The following is a 13,305-nucleotide window of genomic DNA, read 5'->3' as shown; positions in this document are numbered from 1 at the left end:
TTTGTGCAAGCTACTGTTGCGCTATGATTATAAAATTTGCTCCAGTGCAGTAATTAGCTCTGTATTCTCTTGTGGTGCTCCGGCAGTGATACGAAGACAATCTCCCATGAAACGAACTGCAATTCCTTTTAATAAAAGCTGTTCATATACACTTTTTGCATCGTTCAAACGTAAGAATACAAAATTTGTACAGCTAGGAAATAAAACAAAACGATTCGGTTTCCTTTTTAATAAATTCTCTAGTTGCTGCGATAGTAATATACGAGAGCACACAATTTGATTGCTCGCTTCTTTAAGTATCTCTGAATTCGATAATATAACCGAAGCCGCACTCTGCGTGAGAGTATTTACATTATAAGGCGACTTTACAGCACGAATTGCCGAAGTGATTGTTTCATTTGCAACCGCAAAACCGATTCGCAGTGCCGCAAGGCCAATTGCCTTTGAGCACGTTCGCAGGATGACCAGATTGTCGTACTGGTCGGCTTCTTGTAAAAGAGATTGATCCCAAAAATCCATATAAGCTTCATCCAGTACAACCAATGCACTCACGGAATTAATGATTTTTCGCACCTCTTCCCGAGTAAGACCAAGTGAGGTTGGGTTACAGGGGTTTGAAAACAAAATCATTTTCGCACTAGTTTGGTTTACAACCGTAATTAATTCATCTACATCTACGGTGAAATTGCTCTTTTTTACTACCTCAATACAACGTACCTCTACCAGCGAGGAATAAAAGCGGTACATTGTAAAATCGGGTGAAAGCGTCACAACCGTATCGCCCTTCATAAGAAATGTGCTAATTAGAACAGAGATCAACTCATCCGAGCCATTCCCCGCGGTTACCAATTCCGGATTAACTCCGTAATATGCCGCAAATGCACGGCAAGAATTTAACGCAAGAGAATCTGGGTAACGGTTAAAATCTGTTTGTACCAATGTGTCCAAAATCTCAGTCATAACGTTGGTGGGAAGAGAAAGAAACGATTCATTGGCGTCCAGTCGGATGCGAAAATCTCCCTTTAAAGGTTCATAGGGCTTTAGGTCTTTAATTTTGCTGTTCAGTTGATACAAAATCTTCACATCCTAACTTGAATGGAATTTGCGTGTGCAGTCAGACCCTCTGCATTGGCAAGCGTAATTACGTCGTCACCAGCCGCCGATAAAGCCTCTTTGGTATAGTAAATAAAGCTAGATTTTTTCAGGAAGCTATCGACCGAAAGAGGAGAGAAAAAGCGTGCTGTCCCTCCTGTGGGAAGAACGTGATTTGCCCCCGCATAATAGTCCCCAAGGGGCTCGGGTGAATAGTTCCCTAAAAATACAGAGCCTGCATTATCTAGCTTCCCTAAGAATTCCATGGGATTTTCACAGCAAACCTCTAAGTGCTCCGGTGCAAGGCTGTTTGCAAAAGAGACTGCCTCCTGCATGGTATCACAAACAAGCAGTGCTCCATAATTTTGGAGTGACTGTACGATAATCTCTTTGCGTTCCAGTCGTGCCGTTTGTTTCTCCAGCTCGTTAGCGACCTTTTGTGCCAGCTCTAAACTCGTAGTTAGAAGAATAGCGGATGCGAGTACATCATGCTCCGCTTGTGAGAGCAAATCTGCTGCAAGGTACACCGGGTTCGCCGTTTCATCCGCTAGAACGAGAATCTCGCTTGGCCCTGCAATCATATCAATATCGACTAGGCCATATAGCTGCTTTTTCGCCGTAGCTACATAAATATTGCCGGGGCCTACAATCTTGTCCACCCGAGGGATGGTTTGAGTACCATAGGCAAGTGCCGCCGCCGCCTGTGCACCACCCATCAAGAAAATGCGATCTACCCCCGCGATGAGTGCTGCCGCCATAATGTTGGGATTTGGTTTCCCATCCTTTTGAGGAGGGGTTGCCATTATTATTTCGCCCACTTGCGCGATTTTTGCCGGGATGGCATTCATCAGAACAGAAGAGGGATACGCCGCTGTGCCGCCGGGAACATAAATGCCAACCCGTTGTAAGCCGCGCACACGCTGGCCCATTAAAACGCCGTCCACGCGGGTAGTCAGCCAGCTTTGCTGTGCCTGCCGCTGGTGGAAATCGCGGATGTTACTTGCGGCTCGTTCCAATGCGGAGATAAATTGGGGGTCACAGCTTTTTGCAAGTTCCTGCATATCATCCCGATTTAACTCTCGCTTTTCAGGAAGAACGCCGTCAAACTGCCGTGTATATTCGTCTACAGCAGAATCACCACGAGTTTTCACCTGTTCTAATATTTTAGCAACACGTGCATCCACAAGTTGATCCTTTTCTTCACCACGCTGGCGAATTTGCTCTAACAGTTCCCGCCCTTCTTTTCCGCTTAACTCAATTGGTTTAAGCATAAACCCGTTCCCCCTTTTTTCGGCTCGCCTCTCCCATTCGGCAAACTACGTCTTCTATTTCTTCTTTTCGCAGCTTCATAACCGCAGAATTAACAATCAATCGGGCAGAGATAGGGCATATTGTTTCTAAGATTTCAAGCCCATTCTCTTTTAGCGTTGAACCAGTTTCTACCAAATCTACAATTGCCTCAGCAAGGCCTAGAAGTGGCGCAAGCTCCACAGAACCCTCTATTTTAATAATGCGAACATCCATATCTCGATTCTCAAAAAAGGCGCGAGCTACCTTGGGGTATTTGGTAGCAACGGTTTTTGCCGAATAGCCCTTGAAAATACCAGAGTCCTTCGGACCGGCAACTGCAAAGCGGCATTTGCCAAAGCCGAGGTCAAGAACCTCGAAAAAGCCGCCGGTGCTTTCCATAATCGTATCTTTTCCAACAACACCTAAATCACAAACACCGTGCTGCACATAGGTGATTACATCGGCAGCCTTGGCAAGTACTACCTCAATTTCACCATCCCCAACCGGTAATATCAAGCGCCTGCCTTTGTTGTGAATTTGCGAGCAGTCGTATCCCATCTTCTCAAATAGAGCCACTGTTTTTTCTTCTAAGCGACCCTTTGTTAACGCTATTTTCAGCGGAGTCATCCGTTTTCCTCCTTAGTAAGCATGATAGAATCGGTAGTATCGGCAACAAAATCAATTCGAGGTATACCAGTTGCCATCGCATAATGAATCGCCTGATCCCGATGTTCAAACACGGAAATTTCACAGGAAATCCCGCGCTCTTTCAGTTGTGCCGCATATTCAAAGGCCTTTATTTCGAATCCCTCTTCCCCATGCACCAAAACCTGTTGGGGCACAACCGCGGTTTGTTCTCCTTGCGCGGCAACTACATCCGCTAAAATATCCACATTGGCTGCAAACCCTATCGCTGGCATTGGCGAGCCATAAAGCTCGAGCAAACGGTCGTATCTGCCTCCGACTAAAACAGCTTCGCCTGCTTCAGGCACATAAGCACGAAATACGATGCCGGTGTAATAATCATTTCGCTGTACCAGCCCTAAATCTACCATAATACGGTTGGAAAGCTTAAGCTCAGACAACATAGCGTAAAGCTTCTTTAAATATCGAATTGGCTCTTTTGCACATTCTGGAAGAGCAAGGCTCTCCGCTTGTTCAAAAATTTCTTCTCTACCGAACAAACGGGGCAGCTGCCGTAATGCAGAAACCTCATTGCATTGTGGGAGCGTATCTAAAATTTCATCTAGCGCAGGGTAATTTTTTGTTTCGATAAATCCGCGAATATCTTCTAGGATGTCTTCCGAAAGCCCCATAGAAGCTACGATGGCACGAAAAAAGCCGGCGTGCCCAAGCTCGATTCGGAAATCCGGCACACAAGCGCTCAGCGCTTCAATTGCCGTTACAAGGATTTCCAAATCGGCCCGGTGCCCACCGGCTCCCAACAATTCCGCTCCGGACTGCATAATCTCATCCGCGTGTCCGCTTAATCCCGGATGATTTCGATACACTTGTTGGTTATAAAATAATCGCAGGGGCTTTTCTTGCCCCTGCAACCGGGTAGCCGTAAGCCGCGCTATCGGCAAAGTGGAGTCTGGCCTTAGTACCAGTAGCCTCCCTTTGCGGTCAGTCAGCTTATACATGGTTTCCGACGGTATACCGGAGCGCTCCGGGTCAAATACATCGTAAAACTCCAAGCCAGGCGTAACAACCTGACGGAATCCTCTGTTATGGTACACCTCTCCCAGACGGTGTTCTACGTGATGATGAAGCAAGCATTCTTCAAATAGATAATCGCGAATGCCTTCCGGAGTAATTTTATGATATTTTTTCATCTTTCGCACCGCCTTTGCTTTAACTTGCTAATATGATAGCACAACAAACTGCCGCTAGCAATACTAATTTTGAATTATTATGCTTTCAAAATGCTGAAATTACCACCCATTACCAAACAAAGTATAGGAAAAATAGAGAAAATCACAAGTTTAAGATGAAAACTTACCTCAATTTTAATTTTAAATATTCATTCCTTATAAAAAGAAAGGCTCTCTGTTTTCTCTTCCTCCGTTTGCATTTCTTGCATTCCACTCACTCTTTTCCTCCGATAATAGCAATAATATAAGCAAGAAGAAATACAAGCTACTATATGGCTGACCAAAACAGCATACCAAACCCCATTTAATGCGAATGTGGTGTGCGTTGACCAATACCAAGCAAGCGGCATACGAACCATTAAATAGTAAAACACCATGAGCAGCATTCCCGCAGTTGGGCTCCCCAAGCCATTTATAGCACCTAACACGCAGTTTGTAATGGTATTGCATACGTACCCAACCCCTACAATCAAAAAGTAGGTTGATACCAGCTCTGCAACTCCATCGCTGTTTACAAATAAGCGTGATAAAGGATTTGCAAAAAACACAACCAATAATGATAGAACTGTTACAATTCCAACTCCGGTACGAATCGAACATTTTACATACTCATCTGCTTTATCCATACGCTTTGCACCCACACATTGACCTACAATAGTAGTCATTACCATATTAATTGCCATCGCGGGGTAAAAGGGAATCGTCTCTAGCTTACCAGTAATTCCATAACCTGCAATAGCAGTTACAGAAAAACCACTTACGATTGCTGTTAAAAAGCTGGTGCTAATGGCAGGGATACTTTGTTGAAATACAGCTGGCAACGCATTTTTTGCCATAGGTATTACTAACTTCCAATTCACAGTAGATAGTGATAGAGAAAACAGTTTATTGTGATGGAGATAAACAACTAAGATAAGTACAGAGATGCTCTCAGACAATATGGTTGTTATTGCCGCACCGTCAAAACCAATCCATAAAATAAAAATTGGGTCTAAGATGCAATCTAATATTGTGCATAAGAGAATTGAAATTGCTTGTAAGGAGGTATTCCCATAGCTGCGCAATAAAGCGGCGAAATATAAGTACAAAAAGGTAAAAACATAACCTAGCAAATAAATTTTTAAATAATCGTAAGCCATACCAAATATTTCAGCAGGAGTATTTAGCCAATGTAGTAGTGTTGCCAAATTCCATTCGAGCAACACAGTCATTGCAACTGAAAAAATAACCGCAGTAAGAAATGAAGTTGTGATAAGACTTTCTGCTTGTCTTTTATCACCGGAACCTATCTTTTGTGACAGCAAAATGGAAAGGCCATTTGTTGCTCCCATACTGATTGCCGTTAATAATAAGATAATAGGTGTAGAGGAAGTCAGTGCTGCCATAGCACTTTCCCCCAGTAAGTTGCCAACCCAAATACTATCCATCATATTGTAGGCAAGGTTTAAAAACATGGCCGCTATCATAGGTAGTGCCATTTTAAGGAACGTTTTGGTTGTGTTTTCTGAATGAATAAAGTCTATTTCTGTTTTCATTGTAATACCTCCTTAATATTTTAAATGAATGAAAATCATTCATTTATATTGCTTTTAAAAGCCCTGCTTGTGCAGGGCTCTCATTATACTTTTAATAAGTACTTTAAAAACTGCTTAATCCGTTTTATTTTATCTTCGCCTTGAATGGAATCATCTAGTAAAATTCCTAGCTGGCCATATACAGCGAAGGAAGCCGCCGTTTCGGGATCCTCTAGCTGGGTCTCCCCCATTTGATTTGATTTTTCTATAAGCTTTACAATAACCGGCACCATTATTTCGCATACCACAATCGATAGCTGTGAGTGGAGTTTTTTACTATTTTCATTGTGAAAGAACTTATAAGTGACCGTTTTATCTTCTTCAAAATCCAGATAGGATGGTGCAATATCAAGCTTTTGAGCAAGTGAATAGCGCTCATCTTGAAGAACGGGAATCATTTTATCTGCCAGTTTTTGAGCATATCCACGCAGGGAGGAATCAAACAAAATTTCTTTGGAAGGGAAATAGCGATAGCATAACCCTTGGGCTATTCCAAGCTTGTTTGCAATATCTGTCATAGAAGTTCTTTCGTACCCCTTTTCATAAAAGAGTACGATTGCCGCATCTAAAATTTCTTGCTTTCGAACCTCCGGGTCTTTTGTAATTCGTGCCAATGCTTCACCTCCTATGGAACATGTAATCTATTTCTTATGAAGCTGATTATAGCACTACTTTGCCGCTGTGTCAATGATTGAATTTCATTCATTTAATAAATTTTATTCTTGATATAATCTAATTCATATCTTATATAATAATCATTTTACGCTTTTATAGAGAAAGTAAAAAGGCTTAAGCCACTGGTAAATTGTTGCTTAAGCCTTTTAATTGGTTGCTTATAACGCCATATAAATTATTTCTAAGTAAATTAAAACAAGCTCATCTGGCTGCTTTCCGGCAAGCCTTTGAGCGCACCGGCTACTTGAAGTGCCTCAATTACCGATTTAGATACCTTTGCGCGGGTTTGCAAATCATCAATCGAAATATAAGGTCCGCCGTTTTCTTTCGCCGCCGCTAAGCTATTTGCAGCTGACTCCCCTACCCCCGAAAGAGAAGCAAATGGCAGTCGAATTTTTCCATCCTCTACCATATACTTTCTCGCATCAGACTGATAAAGGTCAATTGGCAATACCTCAATTCCTCTGGCAAGCATTTCATTTACAATTTGGAAGGTTGCAAACGCATCTTCTTCTTTTTTGCTTGCCTCTTTGCCCTTCATCGTGATTTCGTTCATTTTGCGGCGTACCGCCTCACGCCCTTGCAATACAACGGCGCCGTCAAAGTCTTCTCCGCGCACTGTAAAATAAGCGGCGTAGTACTCAACAGGGCGATGCACCTTATACCAACCCAAACGCAATGTTGAAATCATATAGGCAGCAGCATGGGCTTTGGGGAACATGTACTTAATTTTCATACAGGAGTCGATATACCACTGCGGAACATTGTGATCTTTCATTGCCTGAATATGCTCCTGCGTTAATAACTGCGGCGCTTTACCCTTACGGGTAATCTCCATGATTTTAAACGCCATCTTCGGTTCAAGCCCTTTGAGCAGCAAATAGGTCATAATGCTGTCTCGTGTACCTATAACCTCTGAGATGGTACAGGTCTTATTTTTAATTAAATCCTGCGCATTACCAAGCCAAACGTCGGTACCATGGGATAAACCGGAAACCTGGAGCAAGTCTGAAAAGGTTTTTGGCTGTGCATCCATGAGCATCTGCCGAACAAAGCTTGTGCCAACTTCTGGTAAGGAGAAGGTTCCGGTTGGGGAATCAATATCATCAGGAGTAACACCAAGCGCCTCTGTAGAATGAAACAAAGACATCACCTTTGGGTCACTCATCGAAACCTTCATAACCGGAATACCCGTGTAGTCTTCCAAATAACGATAAATGGTAGGAACATCGTGCCCCAGCTCATCAAGTTTACAAATGGTATCGTGAATGGCATGGAAGTCGAAGTGCGTCGTAATATTATCTGATTTTTGGTCATTCGCCGGGTGTTGCACCGGGCAAAAATCGTAAATCTCCATACCACGCGGCACAACAACCATTCCGCCTGGGTGCTGACCGGTTGTGCGTTTTACACCGGTACAGCCGGTAGCAAGGCGCAGCTCTTCCGCACGGTGCAGTACGGTTCCTTGCTCTTCGGCATACTTGCGAACAAAGCCAATCGCCGTTTTGTCTGCGACGGTGGCAATAGTGCCTGCTTTAAAAACATTGTCTTTTCCAAACAGTGTTTCAGTATAGCGGTGCGCATCACTTTGGTATTCACCGGAGAAGTTCAAGTCAATATCTGGCGTTTTATCTCCATCGAAGCCCAAAAAGGTTTCAAACGGAATCGTATGACCATCACGCTCGTATTGCGTACCACAAACAGGGCATTCCTTTGGCGGCAGGTCAAACCCTGAGCCATAAGAGCCATCCGTAATAAACTCACTGTTTTTACAGTGCGGGCAAATATAGTGCGGCTCCAGAGGGTTTACTTCCGATATGCCAGAGATATTTGCTACAAACGAGGAACCAACCGAACCACGGGAGCCAACCAAATAACCGTGTGCTTCTGAATCGGCAACCAGTTTCTGCGCCGTCATATATAGCACGGAAAAGCCATGCTTATTAATGGAATCAAGCTCACGCTTGAGACGATCATGCACGATTTGCGGTAAAGGGTTGCCGTAGATTTCTTTTGCGCGTTCCCACGAAATAGTGTTGAGCTGCTCCTCAGCTCCATCAATAAACGGAGGAAACACTCCAGGTGGGATAGGTGTAAGCTCCTCCACCATGTCCGCAATTTTATTTGTATTGGTTACAACTACCTCATACGCTTTTTCTTTGCCAAGGTATGCAAATTCTTCGAGCATTTCTGGGGTTGTTCTTAAATACAGAGGTGCCTGCGCATCTGCATCTGCAAAGCCCTGCCCTGCCATTAATATCTTACGGTAATCGCCATCCTTTGGGTCTAGGAAGTGAACATCGCAGGTTGCAACTACAGGCTTATTCAGCTCATCACCCAAACGAATAATCGTGCGGTTGTATTCCCGGAGGGTTTCTTCATTCGGAACCTGCCCGTTTCTCACCATAAATAGGTTATTATCGATGGGCTGAATCTCTAAATAGTCATAAAAACTGGCGATTTCTTTCAGGGTAGACCAAGGCTGGCCGCCAGCCACAGCTCTGTAAAGCTCACCTGCTTCACAGGCACTTCCCAAGATAAGACCCTCGCGATATTTCACCAAAACACTCTTTGGAATACGCGGCCTTTGGTAGAAATAATCGAGGTGCGAGTAGGAGATAAGCTTGTATAAATTCTTAAGACCAGTTTGATTCTTAACCAGAATAATCTGATGCACTGGGCGAATTTTCTTTGGGTTGCCACCTGCTAAGCAGGTATTAATATCTTTCACACAGGTTGCACCAGTATCTTCTTTCAAGCGTTGTAACAGGTTTTGAAAAATCTTAGCCAAAACGGTCGCATCGTCACAGGCACGGTGGTGATTAAACGGGTCAAGCTTTAAGTATTTGGCAACTGTATCCAGCTTATAGTTTTTTATGTCCTTGAGCATGGAACGACACATGGGCAGTGTATCAATATATGGATACGGAAAATCCATCCCATGGCGTGCCGCGGCAGCATGCATAAACGAAGTATCGAACGCCGCATTATGAGCCAGTAGAACTGGGCTTTCTCCGCAAAAATCGTAGAATTGTTGCAACGCAACTTCTTCCGACACAGCGTCCTTTACCATCTCATCGGTAATACCGGTAAGCTCGGTAATTTTAGCGGGGATGTGCATTCCGGGATTTACAAAAATATTAAAGCTGTCTTTAATCTCGCCATTTTGAATACGCACCGCACCAATTTCGGTCATTCGGTCATTTTCTGCACTCAGGCCGGTTGTTTCAATATCAAACGAGATAAAATCATCTTCCAGCGTATTCTCCGTTTCGCCCATCAAAGCCGGAACCATATCGTTTACAAAATAAGATTCCACTCCATAAATAACCTTGAACTCGCCGCCCTTTTTACGCACGGCAGCTGCTGCGTTCATTGCATCCGGGTACGCCTGCGCAACACCATGGTCGGTGATTGCAATGGCCTTATGTCCCCACTCAGCAGCGCGCTGAATAAGCTCGCCAACCGGCGTAATGCCATCCATACTCGACATTGAGGTATGTAAATGCAGCTCGACTCGTTTCTCCGGGGCATCATCAATCACCTTTAGCTTTTCAACGGTACTAATGCCGCGAGGGCGAAGAACAATCTCGTGGTCGTATTTATCGTAGCTGATTTCACCGCTGACTAAAATGGCACTCCCTTTTTTTAGGGTGTCAATTGCACGACACTGGCTGTTCTCTTCAATAAGCTTTAGGGTCATGGAACCGGTGTAGTCTGTAATATTGATGCTAAAGATTTTTTTGGATTTATCACGGGTCTGGCGCTCATCCATACTAAAAATCTCGCCCCAGATTAAAACTGTGCCGGAATCCGGCCCTACGCGACCAATGGGGACCGGCTTCGTACTGCGCCCCATGCGGCCATATAGCAGCTTTGCTGTTTCAGGCAGAATGGTTGGGTACAAAGTGTCTCCCCCCCGCACGTTAATGGTGTGTGGGTTCTTTTTTGGCTTTGCGCCGGGTTCGTTCATCATCGATTCATAGTGAGCCGCATCCTCTTCGAGTGCCTGCCTGCGCTGGGTCTCTTTCTCCTGCTTTACTCGTTCAATAAAGCGAGCATCGTTTCTCTCCGCAGTGACCATACCATCAAAAGATACCTGAAACATTAATCCAAATTCTTCGTGAATCAAGTGGGAAAGTGCTTTATCAAATTTACGGAAAAGCAGCATGTCGCGCCCACCATGTGCCAGAGTGATAACCAGTGCGTCTTGCTCCAAGCGCGCTGTGGCACCATTGAGGCTACCATTGAGGCTTGCATCCCTGCGCTTTAGCTCCTTTATGAGCTCTACAACATACTCGGCTTGAAATAAATTCCCCTCAAAGCGAGGCAACACTGCCGCTCTACGAACATTCAGCGCCCCTTTTAGCTGTTCTTCCAGCGCAAAAAGAACCCCACGCTCCACCAAAACCGGAAAAGCTGTTTCAATTAACAGCTCCCGGTTCTGCTCATCAATTCGCAAAGAGCGCACGGTTCCATCCGGCAATACAGTGCCGGGAATATTCAGGTATGTACCAAATAGTTCTGCAAAGGTTTTCATTCCAACATCCTTTTCTTATTCCTAGCATTCGTTTCCCCTATGATGGGGTGAATCCTCTTCTTTAACCAGCAAATACGATTTAAGCATTAAAAATGAACTCGAATACAGCCATTTTATAGCGACTCTATCTCTTCCATAAGGCTATCCACCAGTTCTGCTTCCGGAACCCGACGGATAATTTCACCCTTTTTGAAGATGAGCCCCACTCCGTTACCACCTGCAATGCCAATATCTGCTTCTCTTGCTTCTCCCGGTCCATTCACCGCACAGCCCATAACCGCCACAGTAATCGGCTTTTTACAAGATGCCAGGCGCTGTTCCACCTCGCCTGCAATTGAAATTAAGTCAATATTGGTTCTTCCGCAAGTAGGGCACGAAACCATTTGTACTCCACTGCGAAGGTTTAGCGCCCGGAATATATCCATTGCCGCAGCAATTTCTCTAACGGGGTCTGCCGTGAGAGAAACACGAATGGTATCACCTATTCCCCGTTGCAGTAAAGAACCAATTCCAATTGCCGATTTTACAAGACCCATCCGTTCTGTGCCAGCCTCCGTAACACCAAGGTGCAACGGGTAGTCGCATGCCTGCGTGGCAAGCTCATACGCCTGAATCATAGTATCTACCCGAGAAGACTTCATAGATAAGACAATTTCTTCAAAATCATACTTTTCAAGCAAAGACGCATGGTACAATGCACTTTCACAAAGTGCTTGTGGTGTTGGGCCACCGTGCTTTGCCAATATTTCTTTCTCCAGCGAACCAGAATTTACCCCAATGCGAATAGGGACACCATGCAAACGGCAGGCATCTGCCACCGCTTTTACCCGGTCGTCGGACCCAATGTTTCCTGGATTAATACGAATTTTATCAATGCCAGCCTCAACGGATTCAAGAGCCAGCTTATAATCAAAATGAATATCTGCCACCAGTGGAATTGTAGTCGCCTTCTTAATGGCAGGTATGAGTTGTATTGCCTCGGCATTTGGAATCGCAACACGCAGTATTTCGCAGCCACTTGCTTCTAACTCTCGGGCTTGCTGTACATTGCCCTCCACATTTGCTGCGGGTACGTTAAGCATCGATTGAATGGAAATGGGCGAACCGCCGCCAACTGCGACGCCGCCCACATTCAATTTTTTTGTTATTTTACGGTTCATGCTCCCAATCCCTTTCCGGTAAAGAGCCTTAAAATATCACTGTAAGTGATAATCAGCATAAAGGTCATCAGCAGTGCAAAGCCTGCTGCATGTACCCAGCCTTCATATTTGGGGTTAACCGGGCGGCGGCGTATCAGCTCAATCAATAAGAAAATCAAGCGGCCACCATCCAGTGCCGGTAAAGGCAAAAGATTCACTACACCAAGGTTGACGGTTATCATCATCATCATCATGACAATGTTATTCACAGCGGGCAAAATACCTTCTTTCAACCCCATAGAAGCGGCTTGAGAAATAGCGTCTGCCGCACCAATTGGGCCAGCCATATCGTTCAGACCAAACCTACCGGATGCCAAACCAACCAAGCTATACCAAACCATGCGAACAACCGAAACGGTATCTTCCGCCGATTTTTGAATTAAGGTTCCCGGGTTTCTTTCAATGCCAGATACATAGAAATCGAGCACCATTACCTGCTTGCCATTGTATTGGCGAGTGTTCATCTTTATATTGTGGAAGGAAAGGTTCTCTCCGTTTCGCACTACAGTTACATTCATGGACTGCGGGTTCGCTGTTGCGAGTGAAAAGCTTAAATCGCGGTCTGTACGAACACGGTAGCCATCAATGGAATAGAACTGGTCTCCAGCCTGAATACCTGCTTTTTGAATTGCAGAGCCTTCCGCAAACTGAGAAATGGTTGTGGAGGTAAACATTGGCTGCTGCCCCAACAAAACCATCATCAGTAAAATACCAAACAAAATGTTCATGATTGCACCGGCGCACACAACAATAATTCTCTTCCAAACCGGCTTATTTCCAAAAGCCCCTGCGTCATCACTGCTTTCATCTTCCCCCTCCATGGCGCAGTAGCCACCGATGGGTAATAGGCGCAGCGAATATTGGGTTTCCCCTTTTTGAAATTGAAATAATGTTGGCCCCATGCCAATCGCGAACTCATTCACGCGAATTCCGGAAAGCTTTGCGGTAAAGAAGTGGCCAAATTCATGAATGAAAATGATTAGGCCAAATAACAGCACCGCGAACAGAATAAGCAGGATATTGATAACCATATTCACCTCATCAGTCTATTATTTACAATA

Annotated in this window: 9 protein-coding genes; all 9 read right to left on the bottom strand. The window is 44.6% G+C overall.

What is annotated here, in order from left to right; genetic code table 11:
* Positions 1-27: 27 nt before the first annotated feature.
* Positions 28-1,083: a histidinol-phosphate transaminase gene (gene hisC, locus CAN90_RS07840; protein WP_242953601.1), complete on the bottom strand. Its 1,056-nt coding sequence runs from the start codon at positions 1,081-1,083 to the stop codon at positions 28-30.
* A complete protein-coding gene (gene hisD / locus CAN90_RS07835; RefSeq protein WP_085833285.1) occupies positions 1,080-2,363 on the bottom strand; it encodes a histidinol dehydrogenase in 1,284 nt (427 codons plus the stop codon). The genes hisC and hisD overlap by 4 nt, the downstream gene beginning before the upstream one ends.
* Entirely contained in the window at positions 2,356-3,009 is a 654-nt protein-coding gene (hisG, locus tag CAN90_RS07830) for an ATP phosphoribosyltransferase (RefSeq protein ID WP_085833284.1), read from the bottom strand. Before hisG ends, hisD begins: the two co-directional genes overlap by 8 nt.
* The gene (hisZ, locus tag CAN90_RS07825; protein WP_085833283.1) at positions 3,006-4,217 is read right to left on the bottom strand and encodes an ATP phosphoribosyltransferase regulatory subunit; all 1,212 of its coding nucleotides are present in this window, start codon (positions 4,215-4,217) and stop codon (positions 3,006-3,008) included. The genes hisG and hisZ overlap by 4 nt, the downstream gene beginning before the upstream one ends.
* 188 nt (positions 4,218-4,405) lie before the next feature.
* The gene (locus tag CAN90_RS07820; protein WP_085833282.1) at positions 4,406-5,791 is read right to left on the bottom strand and encodes an MATE family efflux transporter; all 1,386 of its coding nucleotides are present in this window, start codon (positions 5,789-5,791) and stop codon (positions 4,406-4,408) included.
* An 83-nt stretch (positions 5,792-5,874) separates the two neighbouring features.
* Positions 5,875-6,444, bottom strand: a complete 570-nt coding sequence (locus CAN90_RS07815; RefSeq protein ID WP_085833281.1) for a TetR/AcrR family transcriptional regulator — start codon at positions 6,442-6,444, stop codon at positions 5,875-5,877.
* A 251-nt stretch (positions 6,445-6,695) separates the two neighbouring features.
* Positions 6,696-11,045: a PolC-type DNA polymerase III gene (locus CAN90_RS07810; protein WP_085833280.1), complete on the bottom strand. Its 4,350-nt coding sequence runs from the start codon at positions 11,043-11,045 to the stop codon at positions 6,696-6,698.
* 113 nt (positions 11,046-11,158) lie between these two features.
* Positions 11,159-12,205, bottom strand: a complete 1,047-nt coding sequence (ispG, locus tag CAN90_RS07805; RefSeq protein ID WP_085833279.1) for a flavodoxin-dependent (E)-4-hydroxy-3-methylbut-2-enyl-diphosphate synthase — start codon at positions 12,203-12,205, stop codon at positions 11,159-11,161.
* On the bottom strand, positions 12,202-13,275 hold the full coding sequence (locus CAN90_RS07800) for a M50 family metallopeptidase (protein WP_085833278.1): 1,074 nt from the start codon (positions 13,273-13,275) through the stop codon (positions 12,202-12,204). The genes ispG and CAN90_RS07800 overlap by 4 nt, the downstream gene beginning before the upstream one ends.
* Positions 13,276-13,305: the final 30 nt, after the last annotated feature.

This window comes from Clostridium merdae, assembly GCF_900176635.1.
In the GTDB taxonomy this organism is placed as follows: domain Bacteria; phylum Bacillota; class Clostridia; order Oscillospirales; family Acutalibacteraceae; genus Faecalispora; species Faecalispora merdae.
This window is presented reverse-complemented; position numbering and strand designations above follow the sequence as displayed.

What these genes read in the sequence shown, in the direction of transcription:
- hisG (WP_085833284.1), bottom strand. Translation starts at nt 3,009, where the DNA reads ATGACTCCGCTGAAAATAGCGTTAACAAAGGGTCGCTTAGAAGAAAAA.
- hisD (WP_085833285.1), bottom strand. Translation starts at nt 2,363, where the DNA reads ATGCTTAAACCAATTGAGTTAAGCGGAAAAGAAGGGCGGGAACTGTTA.
- CAN90_RS07820 (WP_085833282.1), bottom strand. Translation starts at nt 5,791, where the DNA reads ATGAAAACAGAAATAGACTTTATTCATTCAGAAAACACAACCAAAACG.
- hisZ (WP_085833283.1), bottom strand. Translation starts at nt 4,217, where the DNA reads ATGAAAAAATATCATAAAATTACTCCGGAAGGCATTCGCGATTATCTA.
- CAN90_RS07800 (WP_085833278.1), bottom strand. Translation starts at nt 13,275, where the DNA reads ATGGTTATCAATATCCTGCTTATTCTGTTCGCGGTGCTGTTATTTGGC.
- ispG (WP_085833279.1), bottom strand. Translation starts at nt 12,205, where the DNA reads ATGAACCGTAAAATAACAAAAAAATTGAATGTGGGCGGCGTCGCAGTT.
- CAN90_RS07810 (WP_085833280.1), bottom strand. Translation starts at nt 11,045, where the DNA reads ATGAAAACCTTTGCAGAACTATTTGGTACATACCTGAATATTCCCGGC.